The following is a 17,739-nucleotide window of genomic DNA, read 5'->3' on the forward strand; positions in this document are numbered from 1 at the left end:
GTGTGCAGCAACGATCTTGACGACAAAATTTGGATTGTGATCACATTTTTATTTTGCGTGATGTGGTTGGTTTTGCACATATGTGCAGAATGGCGCGGTTATAGCACTAACCCCGGTAATACTTATCCGAGGTTAGTCAGGGAGAGGGACTAATTCAGTAACGGTTTGTAGTGATGGGGCTGGCGCATGGTGACCAGATCTTTACGGCGCACTACATTGGTTGGGTAGGGGCTGCCGGCGAGAGACGCGGTATTAATGGTTTGTGTTACGGCTTGCGTTTCTTGCCACAGCAGCCGCTCAAGACGTGGGAAAGTGAAGGTTTCCGGCCCGAATATTCCGCTATATCCTCCTTGCTGATTGAGGTCATCGACAGCATTGGCAAAGGCCAGATAAAGATTATTTTCCCCCGCGCGGGTTCTGAATAAGTGCCAGTGTAGCGGGTCGGCTCCCATTGGAATCGGATAGTTTTGCACCACGACACTGCCCGCATGCGCAGCAGTGAACCCCGCAGGAAGTGCGGCGGAACAGGCGATAATATCGCATCCCATCAGGGCCAAAATACGTGCTGATTCGGGTAACAGTGCATCATGGCCCAGCAGCAATCCGACTCTTCCGAGCGCAGTATCAAATACGCGCCAGTGCTCCCCAGCGCTAGCCCACGCTTGATGTGCTCGAGACAGATGTATTTGCCGATAGGTGCCAATGACCCCCTCCGGCCCCAATAGAATCTGGGTGTTGTAGCACTTATCTTGCTGTTTTTCGGCCATTCCTACTACCAGATATACCCGTAACTTTATAGCCAGACGAGCCAGCGCCTGCACCGCGGGACTTTCTGGTGTTTGGGCCTGAGCCGCACCCGCGAGATAACCGGTCAGGGATAACTCCGGGAACACGATAAGCTCACTGTCTTGCTGTAACACCGCCTCTTCTGTCAGGGCGGTAATTGCTGCCAAATTGTCCTCCAGCCGTTCTGTTGGGGAGAACTGCGCTACCGTGATCCGGCTCTGCTTACCGGGTGGCAACGGCCGTTGCCCGTAAAGCCCAAAGAAATCCTGTGGGTTCCACAAAAAACTGTCACTTAATAGCGCGTGATAATAGTCAGGGCGGCGCTGCTCAAACACTAACTCGCCTAACACTTGACGCTGACGGCTACGGCTGATGTCAATTTCGGCATAAGCAATTCCATCGCCGCCATCCACCACCGCAGCAATGTTGCCATCAGGCTCAATGATGCAACTGCCACCGCTAAATTGCACGCCGCGCTCTAATCCCCAGCGGTTGCTTTCCAACAGATAGCAGCCATTTTCCATGGCCCGGCTGATCCAGTAAGGGGCCGGAGTGCGCTCTGCCAGCCAGTTGCTGATATGGCAAATGACATCAACACCATCCAGTGCCAGCAGACGGGCCGTTTCGGGAAAATGAATATCCATACACACCAGCATGCCAATACGTCCCAGCGCTGTATCAAACACTTGATGCCCGACGTCACCTGCAGCAGCCCATTTAGGCTCTGAAATATAGGGGTGGCTTTTGCGATGGCAGCCAATCACCCCCTGTGGCCCGATGAGTACCGCACTGTTGTAATACAGCGCTGTTTGCGGATCCACTTCTGGCATCCCTAAGACGATATAGCATTGATAGCGCTGTGCCAGTTGCGCAAAGCGGGCGGTGCTCTCACCGGGGACGGTTTCGACCATGGGCGCAATCTCTTGTCGATCAAACCAACAGTAACCGGTGGTCGCCATTTCTGGCGTGGTAATCAGACGCGCACCTTTCTGTGCCGCCTGTTCTACCAATGCCAGTAACTGACGTACATTCTCTTCTTTGGCAAACATTAAGGGTTCAAATTGAATTGTGGCTGCAAGAAAAGGCGTTATCGACATGATTATCCTCATAAATAATAAGTTTTAGGTTCGGCATATAGCGGCAATTAAACTCAATTCTTCCGGCTATTAGCAGCAGCTGGGGTGGTCCAAGAGAAAATATCGTTGGCCTGAATCAATGCACACGAGATCTCTTCGACGGTAATGCGCTTATCCATGGCCTGATGGCGCAGGATGTCGTAAGCCTGCTCTTCACCAATGCTGTGCATCCGCATCAGGATGGCTTTGGCCTCACTGACCTGGCGAACCCCGAGCACTTTCTTCTCCAGCCGTTCGATTCGATCACTCATCTGCCGCTGCTGTTGGGCATGATGTAAAGCAAACACCATGGCTGACAATAAGCCTGAGGCACGAATGGGAGTGGTTATCGAGGTGCCCGCGCCCATATTGAGTGCTTGATCAATAAACGTCGGATTTTCATAGGTAATAACTGCTATCAGGGCATGTTTGTTAGGGTTGAGCCATGACACATCTGGTTCCGGGTTATCTGACTGTAATGCATAGAAAATCAGATCCGTATCGGCGGGGAGTTGCTCAGGGGTAGGCCAGAAAGCCTGAACCTTAAACCCCATTCGGCGTAAATGATTGGTGAGGGTGGCACCGTCTTCGTCGTCGGGATGTAACACCACACAACGGATCCCACGACTGAGTAATAGGGCGGTCGCACTGATTCTGCTATCGCTAGGTCGCATGTGGATACCCCACTGTCGTTAACTTCGTGACCCAATCGCCCTGAATCTGATTGGTCATATAGGGGTCGGGTTCGACGATACGGCGAGACTCCTGCACGATGGTAAATTGCCCATGCTCATTCGCCATACCAATGCGTGGATACAGTCCGGTATGTTGATTCAGTGGGTCAATACGAATGCGGCCTTGAGGGGCATCAAATTGGCTCCCACGCAGTGCGGCAGACAGCGGAAAGATATGGTCGCTGCCGCATTCTGCCATGGCTTTGGCAAACAGATGCACCTGGCTGTAAGTGGCTTCCCAATTCATGTCGGTGGTGAGTCCCGGCCCAAATTGTTGATGGAATTGTTTAAGTGCTGATTGATTTGCTTTGGTGCTAATGCTTTGGAAATAGGGGGCTGAACTGAAATGGCCCTGTGCCACTTGTGCCCCCATAATGGCAATCTCGGTTTCTGATGTATTCAGACTGCCAATTGGCATGCGGCCAGGATCCAGCCCCGCAGCCTGATAAGCCTGATACAAAAAGGGGACTGTTTGACCTACCACGGTACTGAAGATGAAGTCGGGCTGCTTTTTGGTTATCTCCTCAATGATGGGCAGAAACGCCTCATAAGGTGCATTCAGATCTAAATAGCGTTCGCCAATGACCGCGCCATCGTGGCGTTGCAGAATTAACTCCTGCATGTTGCGATTACATTCATAAGGGTAAATATAACGGGAGCCAATCAAATAAACCCGCGCGCCAAACTGCCCGGTGAGATAGTCCGCCAGTTGTACACAGTTTTGATTAGGTGCCGCGCCGCCGTAAAAGATATTCTCCGAAAACTCAAAGCCTTCATACAGTTGCGAGTAGAACAGCAGCCGACGGTACTTTTCGACGACGGGTGACATGGCTTTACGGCTACTGGAGGTGTAGCCGCCAAAAATCACATTAACCTCATGTTCGACGATCAATTGTTCGGCCAAGGCACGGAACTGCGTATCGTCAGATTGTGGGTCAAAATGAATCGCATTCAGTGGCCTGCCGTTGATGCCGCCATTTTGGTTAATTTCGGCAATAGCCTGTGTTGCTCCCCGCCATTGCGACAGCTCTTGTGCCGCCGTCACACCGCTGAAGGAGTACAGTAAGCCAATGTTGACCGGTGTATCTGAACTCATAGGCACCTGCTTATCCAAACTCGATGAATACCCGTCATACTTCAAGCTGCAGGGGATTGGCTGCCCTCGTTACTCGGCCCGTCCATGGGCCTCGCCTCTGCGAGGCCGCTGCAAACAGCGTTCAAATCGGTTCCTGGCTGATTTGCCACTCACTTGCCGCCTTCCTGCAACTCGAATTATTTAGGGTCTAGAATTTTTACTGTGCTAGCTGTTTTTACTGCGCTAAAAGTTCTTTGTTAAGCATCGCGCCGACGGTGTATTTCGGGTCGACCATGTTGCCCAGCCGCACTTTGCCGCATTGGCTCAGTAACATGTAGGCATCCCACTGCTCGAAGCCAAAATCGGCCACCAGCCAGTAAATCAGGTCGCGATAAGCAATGCGGGTGGCATCCTCTAACGGGCGCGCACTGCCGATACTCATGATGGTTTCGGCGTTCTCCATTCGTGGCCAGGAGAGTTGCCAGTTCTTAATCAAATCCACTTTAATAGTGGTGATTGAGGCGAACTCCACCGCGGTGCCGCAAATCTCCCCATCCCCCTGACAGGCATGAGCATCACCAATAAACAGGCGTCCTCCGGGGGCGCGCACCGGCAGATAAGTAATGCTCCCCGGCCCGATATCCGGGACATCCATATTCCCGCCGTGATTATCCGGCGTGAGTGAATTGATTGAGTCAATTTCTGGCGACACACTTAGGGTGCCAATGTGAGGTTTATAGGGCAGGGTATGGCGCTCGCTCCAGTAGACTTTTTCGCTGTCGAGCTTAATCATGCGCACTTTTTCTGGCAGTGGGTCATTGAGCATGGCGGTTAGATCTGTTCCGGTCAGCCCGCCAAAATGGGGGATCATGGCACAGATGCCGTGCGGGTTAACGCCACGCGGCAACATGGATTCGATATAAACTGCAATCACATCCCCTTTCTCGGCACCATTGACCATGATCGGGCCATTTTGCGGGTTGAGAAAGGGCATTTTGAGCAGTTGACTCGGAATATCTTGCTCTGAGCTAATGGCACCTTCAAAGGCATCGCGGGTATCGACAATCACCCGATCACCAGGCTCAATGGTCAGCACCGGTGTTGAGTAGGGGCCGATGGTATAGTGAAATTCTTTTTGCATCTCTTCGGTCAGATGATGGGTCACCGGTTTACGTCCAGCACCGACACCGCGTTTGACCATGATTGATTCTTCCAGCCATTTCATTAGCAATTCTCCACGTAATAAGGGCATCCGGTTACAAAGCCAGATGACGGCGCATTAAAAGATCATCAGAAAGTTGTTGTTGGGTCAGGTTTTCTACTATTTGGCCTTTGTCCATCACCGCGCACCGTTGTGCGGCCCGCTGGATCATCGCGATATCCTGTTCAACCAGAATCACCGCCACATGCAGTTCGCGGGCAATGCGCACCAGGGTATCGGCAATGATATTGACGATAGAGGGCTGAACACCTTCCGAGGGTTCATCCAACAGTAATACTTTGGGTGAGCCGACCAAGGCTCTGGCGATAGCCAATTGTTGTTGCTCGCCGCCACTCATGGTGCCGGCTTTTTGTTTGAGCCTTTGGCGCAAGATGGGGAAGTAATCCAGCACCCGCTCCAGCAAGTCTTTAGCAAACTCACGGTGTTCTCGTACAAACTGCATGCCGACTTGCAGGTTCTCCGCCACCGTCAGACCAGCAAACACTTCACGTCCTTGCGGGACGTAACCCATCCCCAAGCGGGCACGGCGCTGCGGTGAGGCTAGGGTGATGTCAGTCTCGCCCAACAAAATGCTGCCTTGTTTCGTCGGTACCGCGCCAATTAAAGTGCGCATCAGTGTGGTTTTCCCCACCCCATTGCGGCCAATCAAACCTAAGACTTCTGCGGCGTGCAGTTGCAGTGTTACGCCATTAAGCACTTGCCCACCGCCATAACCGCCGGTCAGCCCCTCTATTTGCAACACCACGTTATTCATACCGCTTTCCCCAAATAGATATCCGCCACATCCTCACGGGCCAACACGTCGGCGGCATTGCCGTCAGCAAAAACCTGCCCGCCATGGAGGACCGTGACTTGTGAGGCAATCTGGCGCACGAATGTCATGTCGTGTTCCACTACCATCAGCGTCAGACCATCACTCTGCATCTGCTTAATCAGCTCGCCAGTGAGATAGGTTTCATCAATAGATAAGCCCGCCACCGGCTCATCAAGCATTAGCAACGTCGGTTGCAGCGACACGGCCATCGCAATTTCCAGCCACTGTTTTTTGCCGTGAGACAAGTTACCGGCCAACTGATGGTATTCAGCGCTGAGCTTAAAGCGCTCGAGTAGCTCATCGACACTGACCGCTTGTGAGCGAACCTCTGGGCGTAAGTGGCTGAGTGATAATTGCAAATGTTGCTCAACGGTCAATTCAGGGAAAATACCGGGGATCTGAAACTTAATGCTCATGCCCATCCTGATGCGCTGAAACGGTGCTAAAGTATTCAGCCGACGATTGAAGAAACGGATATCCCCATCACTTGGCGTATGTTCACCCGTCAGTAATTTGAAAAAGGTACTTTTACCGGCGCCATTCGGGCCAATGACACAGCGCACTTCACCGCGACGTATTTGCAAATCGACCTTATTGATAACCTGAATGCCACCGAAGCGCTTACTCAGCCCACGGGTTTCGAGGATCAAATCCTGTGATACCTGATTCATAGCGATTCCCCTTTCTTATGACGTGCGGCAGATAAGCGGGTGATTTTCTCTGCCAGCCAAGGTAATAGGCCATTAGGGGCGGCCAGCACTACAAACAGCAAAATGGCACCCAGCAAAATCATGGCGTATTCGCTGCCATAGATAGCCAACCATTGGGATAACCACACCAGCAGGGCAGTGATGACCACTGTGCCGAAAATGTTTTTACGCCCAGCGGTCGCTACCCAGATAACCGGCATCGCGGCGGCGGTTAGCCCCATGGAAGAGGGGGTAATGTAAGAACCCCACAGGGTATAAAGTGCGCCGGATAACCCGGAGAGCACGCCACCCAGCACGAACACCAGTAATTGATAGCGGCGGATATCAATACCGAGCATTTCTGCCCGACGTGGGTTCTCACGGATAGAGGCCAGTGTCAGGCCAAAATCGGAGCGCAATAAGCGCCGAACAGCCCAATAAACCCCCGCGAGCAGCACGATAATCAGGTAGTAGAACGCATTGCCTTCCAGTGTCAGTAATTCGCCGCCAAACCACGGTAGGGAGAGTGGCGGCATACCTGACATACCATTAAACCCATTCAGTCGCGCGCTGCCGATAGCCCATTGCGGGCCAGCGGTCTGGGACATAAAGGTTTCCAATACCAGCGTGAAAGAGAGCGTCACAATGCCGATAAAAATACCGGTCACCCCGCCGTAAAACATCAGATAACCCAGTGCCGCCGCCACGGTGGCAGCCACTAGCAGTGCCATGACCAGACCCGACCAGGTGGAGAGTACCCCATCGCCAAAATTCAGCGTCATCACGCCATAGGTGTAACCGGCAAGGCCAAAGAAGGCGGTCTGCCCGAAAGATAAAATGCCGCCATGCCCCCACATTGCGGCCAATCCGATGGCACAGAAGGTCCAGAGTAGGAAGTAGGAGAAGTCGCCTATCATGGCGCTATCGACCACTAACGGCAGCGCGAGTGCGCCGGCCAGAATTAACAGTGCCGCCAGCCGAGTGGTGGATGGCGTGCGTTGCTTCACCGTCGATAAATTAACAGAGGTCATTGTCACATTAGGCTCCTAGCGGTTACGGGTAAACAGGCTGCCAATACCGTTAGGCAGTAAGCGGATAACCAAGACAGCGGTGACCAGTAAGCCAATTTGCCCCGCCAGTTGCCCATACCAGGAGTTCAGCCCGGTTTGTATCGCACCTAAGGCAATTGCTGCAGGAATGGTGCCAACAAGTACATTGGCGCCACCGACCACTACCGAAACAAAGGCTTGAACAATAAAGCTGCTGCCCATGGTGGGTACGGCGGTTAGCGTCGGGGCATAAATGGCACCTGCGAGCCCCGCCAGCCCTGCGCCCAGCGCGAATGTCAGGGTATAAATACGATCAGTTTCTAACCCCAGGCAGGAGGCCATGCGGGCGTTTTGAATGGTAGCTCTGGCACAGACGCCGTAATTGGTGTGGAAGAACAACCAATAGAGCACCATTAATATGGCAATGGCGAAAAAGGGCAGTAATGCGCGGTAAGTGGCAAACGAGTATTCGCCAAGGGTGAAAGAGCCGAAAGGCGTAGACAATCCCTCCAGTGATGGACCGGCGATCAGCAACATACTTTGCTGCACAATCAGGCTGATAGCCCACGTCGCCACCACCGAATCATACAAACGGCCATAGAGATGGCGCACCACAAGGCGCTCGACCACCCCGCCGAAGAACGCCGCCGCTAAGGTACCGGCGAGCATGGCAAAAGGCAGTGGCAAGCCTGCTTTGTTCATCAGGATGGTGACATAAGCACCACACATAATGAATTCGCCATGTGCCAGATTTATCACGCCCATCATGCCAAAAATAACCGCCAGCCCCAGTGCTGCCAGCACCAGATAGGCGAAGTTATCGCCAAACTGATAAATCACCGAATAGAGAAAGGATAGCGTTAACATCGTTTGGCAATCCCTGGTGTCCTGATTGACACTATTGAAAATGGATAACACAGGGAAGCCCGCTCAAGCGGTGACTTCCCTATAAAATAGCCCGTTCAAACTGCTGACAAAGTCAAATGAAGGGGAAACGTGCCGTTGGGGTCGCTCTTAGTTTCAAATACAAGTGCGTAAGCCACCGGAGCGCCCCGAGGTGTGGTCACCCCTTCTCTCACCAAGCTATCAATAGCTTTGTCATTAGCGTGGTTTAGGCCTTTTTCGGCGGAGATGATGGCGTGTATTGGCTGTTATCCGGTTTCACCGGCAAGTTACAACCGGCTTCACCCAACCAATACGGTTTGATATCGGCCCACACTTTCGGGATCTCGATTGAGTGGTCATCTTTGACATGAGCCAGATAGATGGTGTGGCTCAAATGATGGCTTTTCGGATCGATACAGACTTTTCCTGAAGGGCCATCGGTACAGATATCACCACTTTCCAGTGATTTACGCACTGCGTCCATATCGGTGCTGCCCGCTTTTTCTACCGCCGCTTTGTACAGATAAACTGCGTCGTAGGCATTGGCCGCTTCCTGATTGATGTACGGTTCATTCGGGAATTTGGCGTGGAAACGCTGTTTGAAATCATTACTGGCGGGGCTATCCACCTCTTCAATGTAGTTAGCCGTGATATACATATCTTTCAGTGCCGGGGCTTTAAAGCGTTTGTGTTCATAAGCCTGGCCGACGTTAACTGAACTCCCCATCGGCAAGTTCAATTTTGCTGCGGCTTGTTGCTCGTAATAAGAAGATTGGTTCGCCCCGACCAGCAAAGTCATCACGAAATCAGGTTTGGCTTTCTGGATGTTCTGAATGGTTTGACCAAATTGCGAAACACTCAGCGGGATAAACTCCTCACCCACCATGGTGCCGCCATTCTCTTCCACAATTTTGCGCACCCATTCAGCCGAGATTTGCCCGAAGTTATAGTCGGCAGCAATGGTGTAAACTTTTTTGCCGTACTTCTCCATCATCCACGGGATCAGGGTTGAGAACTGCTGTTCAGGCACGGCGCCGGTGACGAAAACATTGGAGTCACACACGCCGCCTTCATACTGATTGTTATACCAATAGAGCTGCTTTTCACGATCCATTATCGGGCGGATAGCTTCGCGTGAGGCACTGGAAAACGCCCCGAATATCACATCTACTTTGTCATTTTTAATTAAGCGGCGAGCCATTTGTTGAAAGCGGGTGTTATCGGATTGCGTATCGTATTTGACCAACTCGATTGGGCGTCCGAGTATGCCGCCTTTGGCATTGATTTCTTCTACTGCCAGTTCTGTGGCATGAATTTTGGGAATAACCGGCAAAGCAAAGTTACCGGAAGCATCTTCCAATAAACCAATTTTCACCGGTTTTTCTGCCGCGATCGTCATACCTGAGTAGGTCACGGCAAATGCAGTTGCCAGCGCGATTGAGAGCGCAGCGTAATGACATTTTATTCTTGACCGTTTTATTCTGGACATAAGTACCCCTGATATTGGTTAAAAAAGTGGGTCTGAAAAAAAGCCAAAAAAAAAGCCCGGCAAAGTCAGATGACATTGCGAGGGCTCTATTGCCATAACCACAAGCCGACAACGTTGGCGTTCTTGCGGAGAAGTCAGGGTCACTATAAAAAGTAATCAGAGTTATTGTCAACGAAGAATTTTCAATAAAAATCAAATAGTAAAATTGAAATTCGTTGCACTAAATCAGGGCTTTACGTTGCACGTAAATGGTTCATTCGTTTGGGGCTGGTGGTCGGCGCTAACTGTGGATGATGAAAAGCAAAATGGCGAGATTATCCATGCAGAGCATAGCGAAGAGAATGGCGGAGGTTAATAAATTGCACCAGTGGGGTGCTTAAAAACTATTCGAAATTTTATCTGCTTTTTATCTGTAAATTTTTTATTTGTAATAAATCCAACCCCGGAGAAACCACCGAGGTTGGATTTTAATGTTAACCGCAGCGGTTACATCTTGATGCCTGGATCTGTTGGAAGAAATCATTACCTTTATCATCTACCAAGATAAAGGCTGGGAAGTCTTCCACTTCAATTTTCCAGATGGCTTCCATACCCAGTTCAGGATATTCCACACACTCCAGACTCTTAATGCTGTTTTGTGCCAATACTGCGGCTGGGCCGCCAATGCTGCCCAAATAGAAGCCGCCATGTTTGTGACAGGCATCGGTCACTTGCTGGCTACGGTTGCCTTTTGCCAGCATGATCATGCTGCCGCCGTGGGATTGCAGGAGGTCCACGTAGGAATCCATGCGGCCCGCGGTGGTTGGCCCGAGGGAACCTGATGCATAACCTTCCGGTGTTTTGGCCGGCCCGGCGTAGTAGATCGGATGATCTTTAATGTATTGCGGCAAACCTTCACCGTTATCCAGCCGTTCTTTTAATTTGGCATGGGCAATATCACGGCCAACAATAATCGTCCCACTCAGTGACAGGCGGGTTGATACCGGATACTGAGACAGCTCTTTTAAGATATCGGCCATTGGGCGGTTAAGGTCGATTTTAACCACTTTGCCTTCGGTGCTCTGGCGCAAATGCTCAGGAATATATTTCCCTGGGTTTTGCTCTAGCCTTTCCAGCCAAATCCCTTTGCGGTTAATCTTGCCTTTAATATTACGGTCGGCAGAGCAGGAGACCCCCATCCCGACAGGGCAGGATGCACCATGACGCGGCAAACGCACCACCCGCACATCATGAGCAAAGTATTTGCCGCCGAACTGCGCGCCTAAACCTAAGTCCTGTGCCGCTTCCAGTAGCTCTTGTTCCAGCGCGGTATCACGGAAAGCTTGCCCGTGCTCATTCCCTTCAGTCGGCAGACCATCATAATATTTGGTTGAGGCTAACTTGACGGTCTTGAGGGTACTTTCAGCCGACGTCCCACCAATCACAAAGGCGATATGGTATGGCGGGCAGGCCGCGGTACCCAAGGTGCGCATTTTCTCGACCAGATACTCTTTCAGCTTGCCCGGAGACAGCAGCGCCTTGGTTTCCTGATACAGATAGGTCTTGTTGGCTGAACCGCCACCTTTGGTGACGAACAGGAATTTGTAGTCCTCGCCTTCAGTGCTGTACAGGTCAATTTGTGCTGGCAGGTTGGTGCCGGTGTTCACTTCTTGGTACATATCCAGCGCCGCGTTTTGCGAGTAGCGCAGGTTATCTTCAATAAAGGTGTTATACACGCCGCGTGACAGGGCTTCTGCGTCATTGCCACCGGTCCAAACACGTTGGCCTTTTTTGCCGACGATAATTGCGGTGCCGGTATCCTGACAGGTCGGTAAAATCCCTTTGGCGGAAATTTCCGAATTACGCAGGAATTGCAGAGCAACATATTGGTCATTTTCGCTCGCTTCTGGGTCATCCAAAATAGCGGCAACTTGCTTTTGGTGAGCGGGGCGTAGCAGGAATGAGGCGTCGTGGAAAGCGTGTTGGGCGAGGAGGGTCAGGGCTTCTGGCTCGACTTTTAGCATGTCGTGGCCTTCAAACTGGGTAACCGAGACGTGATTATTACTGACAAGGTAATACTCAGTATCATCTTCCTTTAACGGGAAGGGATCCTGATAGTGGAACGGTTTGTTTGACATATTTTTCTCACATTCAACATCAGTTAGCGAAAGCGTTCGATAACAGAAACAATCGTTAGTAATCGATAGAAGAACCAAGCCGATATTTTTTAGTATGACTTTAACAAGAATTTTACTATAGATTGTCAGTGCGAGGCGACGGCTCCACCCTCTTTATAACGGGTGGATCTCATTTTCCGCACTTATCGGTGGTTCTGGCAGGATGATGTTATTGTGTTTTTTACTAAATTCTGCCTGTGATGCCGCTACATGACTCTGCTTAACGCCTCGGCAATGCACTTAAATTTGTCAAAACGCGCTCTCAATATCCGGTGTTTTTCAGCATTGGGTAACCACTACACCGATAGTGAATGGTTTATTGGCTTTTTGTGGCACTTTACTGTCATCCGCCCAAGCGGCATGGGAAGCTATTAATGTGGTTATTAAGCAGGGTAAGATTAACTTTTTCATTATTAAATCCTCTGAAAGAACAATTTTAGAAAGCATCAAGACGTCCTGCTTTGTATATATAAAGAGAGAAAGCAAAGCAGCTTGGCTTATTCTTATTGTGTGACTGTTTCACTGGTGTTGACGCTATTATTCTGATGAATAATTTTGTTATTTATCTGATTCAATAATATTTAATTTTGGATTGTCACTGCGATAGTTTTGCGAACTTAATCTATTAGTAATAAGAATATCGACTTCATCTAACATGCATATTTTACAAAATGCATACTGGTCAAATTTACTGGAGTCGGCCAATAATATTTTTTGGCCCGAAACTTGTAACATAACTTGTTTTAACTTGGCGTTAATATCGTTGCCATCACGCACCCCACTTTCCTGATTAATACCCTGGCAAGAGAAGAAAAAAGTATTGATCTGGAAATTGCGGATAGCATTCTCCGCCACCGGGCCATGGAAGTCATCATGGCGAGCAGAATACTCACCGCCAATACCAATGATGCGCACTTTGTCACGGCAGGCCAGTGCCTGGATAATCTTCACTGAGTTGGTGACGACGGTAATCTCAATGTCTGGGATTTGGCGTGCCAGAAACCAGCAAGAGCTACTGTTATCCAGTAAAATACAGTCGCGCGGATGGATAAATTGTAATGCTGCTTTAGCAATTTTCATTTTAGTATCAGGATGTTCCTCCGTACGTTTACGGAAGGATTCGGCCCGATCAATAGCATTAAGGCTGTAGTGGGTCTCTTTAATATCAATGACGGAGAGATCAGGGCCATCCAGTGCCACCGCGCCACCAAAGCTACGGATCAGTTTTTGCTTTTTTTCCAGCACCGCCAGGTCACGGCGAATAGTTTCTCGCGAAACCTGGCATAATACCGATAACTCAGTTACCAGCGCCGAGCCTTGCTGCTGCACATGGCTACAGATGATTTTATAGCGTTCGGCTTGTAACATATTTACCTCAAAAATTGTCTTAGCGCTTAATGCTAAAAAGCACCCGTAGCACCCATGCTGCTATACCTGAAGTGGTTGGCATTGCAGGTAGCACTTCTGCGGCTTCAAATACGATGATGGTATATTGGTATTTATCTGCTGTTTATACAGTGACTGAATTCAAGTATTGCTTTAAGGAGTATTTTTCGCTGAGATTGTGTGGTGAAGGTCACATATATTAATTACTGATCCATTTGATTATCATAAATAATGTGATTCATACCTCATATTAAGGGCCTCTTTGCCTTACGAATGGTCAATCTTGGTAATAAAAACACACATTCGGGCATGGTAAGTATGCCCGTTTGTGACCGAATACAACCGATTTCTTTTGTTTGATGATTGACTCGCCTTTTATCCTCTTTAATTTAGCCATAAATAGAGTTAGGTTAGTTTGCAGCCGGATATTATGTTTGGGGATAGATAAAGCCTGGGCTGAATAATAGCTTTTGAATGACGGATTTAAGTTAGTTGTTTTTAATTAACAGTTTTTTTATTTATTAGGCTCATTGCCAATGATGGCTATTTATAGCGAGTTGCTTGTTTAATTACAGCCATTAAATAATCTAACGACATCATGTGCGTTATTGGTGATTGTTAATTGCCGTACTGAATATTATTTCATGAGGTGGCATCATGTTAGAACAGTTAAAACAACAGGTTTTTGACGCTAATTTAGCATTACCAAAATATAAGCTCGTGACTTTTACCTGGGGTAATGTCAGCGGTATTGATCGTGAGCGCGGGTTAGTGGTGATTAAGCCCTCTGGTGTTGAATACGAGGCCATGAGTGTGAATGACATGGTGGTGGTGGATTTGGCAACCGGTAAGGTGGTGGAGGGAAATAAAAAACCGTCTTCCGATACCGATACCCATCTGGTGCTATACCGGGCCTTTCCCGAAATAGGTGGTATTGTCCACACCCATTCTCGCCACGCCACCATTTGGGCGCAGGCGGGTAAGTCGCTCTCAGCATTAGGCACCACCCATGCTGATTATTTCTATGGCCCCATCCCATGCACCCGCCTTATGACTGATGCCGAAATTGCTGGCGACTATGAGTATGAAACCGGCAATGTCATTGTCGAAACCTTTGCCCATCAGGCGTTAAGTGCGGGGGAAATTCCGGCGGTTCTGGTCAATGGCCATGGCCCGTTTGCCTGGGGTAGCGATGCGGCCAGTGCGGTGCATAACGCGGTAGTGCTGGAAGAAATTGCTTATATGAACCTGTTTACTCATCAACTTCGGCCTGCGGTGGCTAATATGCAGCAAACATTGTTGGATAAACACTATCTGCGCAAGCATGGTGCAAAAGCCTATTACGGTCAGTAAGGTGAAGGGCAGCTTAGCGGCGTAGAGCAAGTCTGCGCCATCAGTTACTCTGCATCGACATTGGAGATGACCTGTTCTACATCATCCAGCGTCCCGATTTTTACCTCTCCCGTTCGGCACATTTTACTTTTGTCGATCAGTAAGATGGATTGCGTGGCCCGTTTTAACAGCATGGTCTTGAATTCGGCATTAAACGGGTTTGAATCCCATAAGGTACCGTCGGCATCAATGCCTTCGCACGAGAAAATAAACAGATCAATTTCGATGGTTTTTAGCAGTGAAAAGAGTGCGGGGTTAACGTAGCAGGCATATTTACGCTGTAAGCGGCCACCGGCACTGATCAACTCAATATTTTGGTGTTTCACCAATTCCTGGCAAATCCGCACACTATTGGTAAACACCGTTATATCGATATCGGGCAGCTTTTTGGCTAAATACCAGCAGGTGGAACTGGCATCCAATGCGATCACCATGCCACTGTCAATCAGTGACAGGGCATGGTCGGCAATGCTGGCTTTGCTGGATAGGTGACTTTTTAGCCGGGTGGTGAAAGGATCGCCGCTGTCTTTGGTGGCACGCTTAATGCTTTTGGCGCGCCCGTGCTGGCGGATGATCAGCCCTTGCGCCTGTAACTCGTTCAAGTCACGGCGAATGGTCTCTTGGCTGACCTCAAGTAACTGAGCCAGATCTGCGGTTGTCAGCGTTTCATGCTGTTTGATATGTTGCAGGATTTTCTGGTGACGAGATGCTTTCATGATCCTCTCCGTCAGCAAAGCCATGTATACATTGATTGATATTAATATATTGGTTAATACCAACACATCAGTTAATACCAACAAAGAGTACATGGCTAAAGGGATGAGGTTACGTGATCACGGGTTTAAAAAACAGGCGTCACCCCCTTCTTTAACAGAATATTACCGTATTTGGCGGTCTCTCCGGTGATGACGATGGCATAGGCTTGCTGAGCGCGCTGATAAAACGCAAAACGATCAATACGTTCCACTGGCAACGCTTCCTGGCTACCAAACAGGGCATGTAAATAGCGTTTTTCAACCGCGGCATCAAGGGTGTCGCCTGCCACCGCGGCCATCATTACCAATGGTGGTGCGTAGCTGTCCAGTTCAAATAACGGAATAGTGGCCGCTAGCAATGCACTAACAGATAAACCATCGGCATGAATCACCAACGGGCCACCGTTTTTTCCAATCGCGTGCGCCGGGAAATGGGCATCCGAAAAGATTATTTCATCACCGTGCCCCATCTCTGCCAGCGTTTTTAGCAGTTGTGGTGACAGTAATGGCGAAATAGTTTTAAGCATGAATGGCTCCTTCAGTAATGGGATATGGGCTGTCGCTCAGTGCCTGATAAAGCGGTTGTTGCTCGCCAGGCTGATAGTATTGATAGCGGTAATTGACCTGCCCCCGCGCTTGTTCAGCACTGCGGTAATAGCCAGTGGCACTCCAGACAAACAACGCCGCCCCCAGAACCGTAGTTTCAGCTTCATCAATTACTTTGATGGGCAGATTGAGCACATCGGCTTTGATCTGGTTCCACAAGGTATTACGGCTACCACCGCCAACCAGCAGCAGTTCGCGGGTACGGAATTCACCAATCTCTTCGAGTAATGACAGATTGCTTTTTAACTGCCAGGTAAGGCTTTCCAACGCAGAACGATAAAAATGCCCGCGCCGCGCCGCCAGCGAGACCCCTTGCCAGCCGCCCGATTGATGATGCTGAGCACTGCCCAGTAGGTTGCAATTCATACGTATGCCGTTTGCCCCGGGTACGATAGCCTCAGCTTCACTAATCATTTGCTGGTAGACCTCGGCACTGGCTTCGTTATGCCAATACAACTGCCGCACCCATTCCAGTACCCCTGAAGCCAGCCATTGCAAACCTGGGTTAAACAACCTTGGGCAGCTATCAAGTTCACAAGTGGAACCGGCAAATTGTGGCAATAGTGTCGTATTCACTTTTGGGGTCCGAACCATCAGAATTTCCCAGGTACCTGATGACAGTACCGGTTGATCCAAATCGGCACCCGAACCAAATAATGCAAACTGGGTATCGTGACCGGCTGATATCACCGGCAAACCCGTGGGTAACCCTAACTCTGCGGCGATATCTGGTAGTAGCTGACCAATGATTTCGCCGGCAGCCACCATTGGTGGGAATAAATCAGCGTGAAGACCGATCTTTTGTAAAATCGTGCTGCTGAATTGCTCACGTTTCACATCCAACAGTTGGCTGGTGCCAGCCATGGTGCGGTCGGTGGTAAATTCTCCGGTGAGGCGATGGTTGATTAAAGATGAAATGAACAGCCAGGCATGGGCTTGTTCAACTAAATCGGGTCGATTTTCCTGTAACCAAATCAACTTGTATAAGGTGTTAAAACTGAACTGACCGATACCGGATATTTGCTGTAACTTTTCAGCAGACATATAGCGGGAGATACTCTCCATCACCGCCACGGTACGTGGGCATTTCCAACTGATAATGGGGTACAGCATTTTGCCGTTGGCATCCACCAATGCACCGTCTACGCCGAAGGTAGTGACAGTCATGCCATGGATCTTATCCTGATGAATCTGTGGCAGTAATTGGCGGCAACACTGAGCGAAACTGTGCAAGATGCCATCGAGCGGCCACAACTGCCATTGCGGATTAGCCGGATCGGGTTGGCTGTGGTTCGGCATCACAGCTTTCGCCACCACCACGCCTTGAGGATCGACTGCGATCGCCCGGATATTGGTTGCGCCGCAATCTAAAACAATGACCACATCGCGCTTCATAAATGCTCCTGTTACTGCTGTCAGGCAGAAAATGTCTTGCCACGGGGGGCGAATAACGTGGAACGAAGGGAATATGGGGCGTCGAGGCGGTAACGATGTGAGTCGCTAAACCCTCGGGGCACGATAAACCCTTCGTTCACCTTGCTGACAGCAAGGGTTGTTTTATGACTCAGGTAAGGAGTGCTCCACAC

At 49.9% G+C, this 17,739-nt stretch carries 15 protein-coding genes and 1 pseudogene; 1 reads left to right on the plus strand and 15 read right to left on the minus strand.

All coding sequences use genetic code 11. From position 1 onward, the window contains the following. Positions 1–149: 149 nt before the first annotated feature. The 12 genes and pseudogenes from Q2T71_RS03080 to Q2T71_RS03135 all read right to left on the minus strand — a co-directional run bounded on the left by Q2T71_RS03080 (position 150) and on the right by Q2T71_RS03135 (position 13,382). Positions 150–1,883: a nitrilase-related carbon-nitrogen hydrolase gene (locus Q2T71_RS03080; protein ID WP_372558092.1), complete on the minus strand. Its 1,734-nt coding sequence runs from the start codon at positions 1,881–1,883 to the stop codon at positions 150–152. Positions 1,884–1,936: 53 nt separating this feature from the next. Beyond that, positions 1,937–2,575 (minus strand): ANTAR domain-containing response regulator, encoded by a 639-nt coding sequence (locus Q2T71_RS03085; protein ID WP_372558093.1) that lies wholly within the window; start codon positions 2,573–2,575, stop codon positions 1,937–1,939. Then, positions 2,565–3,731, minus strand: coding sequence for a transporter substrate-binding domain-containing protein (locus tag Q2T71_RS03090; RefSeq protein ID WP_372558094.1), 1,167 nt, complete (start codon positions 3,729–3,731; stop codon positions 2,565–2,567). Before Q2T71_RS03090 ends, Q2T71_RS03085 begins: the two co-directional genes overlap by 11 nt. A 214-nt stretch (positions 3,732–3,945) precedes the next feature. Beyond that, positions 3,946–4,935: an acetamidase/formamidase family protein gene (locus Q2T71_RS03095; RefSeq protein WP_004389165.1), complete on the minus strand. Its 990-nt coding sequence runs from the start codon at positions 4,933–4,935 to the stop codon at positions 3,946–3,948. Positions 4,936–4,966: 31 nt separating this feature from the next. Then, positions 4,967–5,686, minus strand: coding sequence for an ABC transporter ATP-binding protein (locus Q2T71_RS03100; protein WP_372558095.1), 720 nt, complete (start codon positions 5,684–5,686; stop codon positions 4,967–4,969). Then, positions 5,683–6,417, minus strand: a complete 735-nt coding sequence (locus Q2T71_RS03105; protein WP_372558096.1) for an ATP-binding cassette domain-containing protein — start codon at positions 6,415–6,417, stop codon at positions 5,683–5,685. The genes Q2T71_RS03100 and Q2T71_RS03105 overlap by 4 nt, the downstream gene beginning before the upstream one ends. Further along, positions 6,414–7,472: an ABC transporter permease gene (locus Q2T71_RS03110; protein WP_372558097.1), complete on the minus strand. Its 1,059-nt coding sequence runs from the start codon at positions 7,470–7,472 to the stop codon at positions 6,414–6,416. Before Q2T71_RS03110 ends, Q2T71_RS03105 begins: the two co-directional genes overlap by 4 nt. 9 nt (positions 7,473–7,481) lie before the next feature. Next, positions 7,482–8,351: a branched-chain amino acid ABC transporter permease gene (locus Q2T71_RS03115; protein ID WP_005181910.1), complete on the minus strand. Its 870-nt coding sequence runs from the start codon at positions 8,349–8,351 to the stop codon at positions 7,482–7,484. A gap of 244 nt (positions 8,352–8,595) precedes the next feature. Further along, positions 8,596–9,762 (minus strand): urea ABC transporter substrate-binding protein, encoded by a 1,167-nt coding sequence (locus Q2T71_RS03120; RefSeq protein WP_019080392.1) that lies wholly within the window; start codon positions 9,760–9,762, stop codon positions 8,596–8,598. Between the two features lie 569 nt (positions 9,763–10,331). Further along, positions 10,332–11,975, minus strand: coding sequence for a class I fumarate hydratase FumA (gene fumA / locus Q2T71_RS03125; RefSeq protein WP_372558098.1), 1,644 nt, complete (start codon positions 11,973–11,975; stop codon positions 10,332–10,334). 330 nt (positions 11,976–12,305) lie between these two features. Beyond that, positions 12,306–12,425 (minus strand): annotated as a pseudogene (locus tag Q2T71_RS03130) (autoinducer 2 ABC transporter substrate-binding protein); the annotation flags it as partial. Positions 12,426–12,572: 147 nt separating this feature from the next. Next, on the minus strand, positions 12,573–13,382 hold the full coding sequence (locus Q2T71_RS03135; protein ID WP_372558099.1) for a DeoR/GlpR family DNA-binding transcription regulator: 810 nt from the start codon (positions 13,380–13,382) through the stop codon (positions 12,573–12,575). 675 nt (positions 13,383–14,057) lie between these two features. Here Q2T71_RS03135 and Q2T71_RS03140 point away from each other — a divergent pair. Continuing rightward, positions 14,058–14,753 carry an L-ribulose-5-phosphate 4-epimerase gene (locus Q2T71_RS03140; protein ID WP_372558100.1) on the plus strand — a complete coding sequence of 232 codons (696 nt, stop codon included), beginning with the start codon at positions 14,058–14,060 and terminating at the stop codon, positions 14,751–14,753. A 44-nt stretch (positions 14,754–14,797) separates the two neighbouring features. On the opposite strand, the gene fucR is transcribed toward Q2T71_RS03140, so the two are convergent. From fucR to fucK, 3 genes are all read right to left on the minus strand, one after another. Further along, the gene (fucR, locus tag Q2T71_RS03145; protein ID WP_372558101.1) at positions 14,798–15,532 is read right to left on the minus strand and encodes an L-fucose operon activator; all 735 of its coding nucleotides are present in this window, start codon (positions 15,530–15,532) and stop codon (positions 14,798–14,800) included. 101 nt (positions 15,533–15,633) lie between these two features. Next, complete coding sequence (gene fucU / locus Q2T71_RS03150) at positions 15,634–16,074, minus strand: L-fucose mutarotase (protein WP_083160291.1); 441 nt, start codon at positions 16,072–16,074, stop codon at positions 15,634–15,636. Then, the gene (gene fucK / locus Q2T71_RS03155) at positions 16,067–17,548 is read right to left on the minus strand and encodes an L-fuculokinase (protein WP_372558102.1); all 1,482 of its coding nucleotides are present in this window, start codon (positions 17,546–17,548) and stop codon (positions 16,067–16,069) included. Before fucK ends, fucU begins: the two co-directional genes overlap by 8 nt. Between the last annotated feature and the right edge of the window lie 191 nt (positions 17,549–17,739).

Source organism: Yersinia sp. 1652 StPb PI (assembly GCF_041538345.1).
Classification (GTDB): domain Bacteria; phylum Pseudomonadota; class Gammaproteobacteria; order Enterobacterales; family Enterobacteriaceae; genus Yersinia; species Yersinia enterocolitica_E.

Coding starts and splice junctions, on each gene's coding strand:
- Q2T71_RS03080 (WP_372558092.1), bottom strand. CDS start 1,883: ATGTCGATAACGCCTTTTCTTGCAGCCACAATTCAATTTGAACCCTTA.
- Q2T71_RS03085 (WP_372558093.1), bottom strand. CDS start 2,575: ATGCGACCTAGCGATAGCAGAATCAGTGCGACCGCCCTATTACTCAGT.
- Q2T71_RS03090 (WP_372558094.1), bottom strand. CDS start 3,731: ATGAGTTCAGATACACCGGTCAACATTGGCTTACTGTACTCCTTCAGC.
- Q2T71_RS03095 (WP_004389165.1), bottom strand. CDS start 4,935: ATGAAATGGCTGGAAGAATCAATCATGGTCAAACGCGGTGTCGGTGCT.
- Q2T71_RS03100 (WP_372558095.1), bottom strand. CDS start 5,686: ATGAATAACGTGGTGTTGCAAATAGAGGGGCTGACCGGCGGTTATGGC.
- Q2T71_RS03105 (WP_372558096.1), bottom strand. CDS start 6,417: ATGAATCAGGTATCACAGGATTTGATCCTCGAAACCCGTGGGCTGAGT.
- Q2T71_RS03115 (WP_005181910.1), bottom strand. CDS start 8,351: ATGTTAACGCTATCCTTTCTCTATTCGGTGATTTATCAGTTTGGCGAT.
- fumA (WP_372558098.1), bottom strand. CDS start 11,975: ATGTCAAACAAACCGTTCCACTATCAGGATCCCTTCCCGTTAAAGGAA.
- Q2T71_RS03135 (WP_372558099.1), bottom strand. CDS start 13,382: ATGTTACAAGCCGAACGCTATAAAATCATCTGTAGCCATGTGCAGCAG.
- Q2T71_RS03140 (WP_372558100.1), top strand. CDS start 14,058: ATGTTAGAACAGTTAAAACAACAGGTTTTTGACGCTAATTTAGCATTA.
- fucR (WP_372558101.1), bottom strand. CDS start 15,532: ATGGCTTTGCTGACGGAGAGGATCATGAAAGCATCTCGTCACCAGAAA.
- fucU (WP_083160291.1), bottom strand. CDS start 16,074: ATGCTTAAAACTATTTCGCCATTACTGTCACCACAACTGCTAAAAACG.
- fucK (WP_372558102.1), bottom strand. CDS start 17,548: ATGAAGCGCGATGTGGTCATTGTTTTAGATTGCGGCGCAACCAATATC.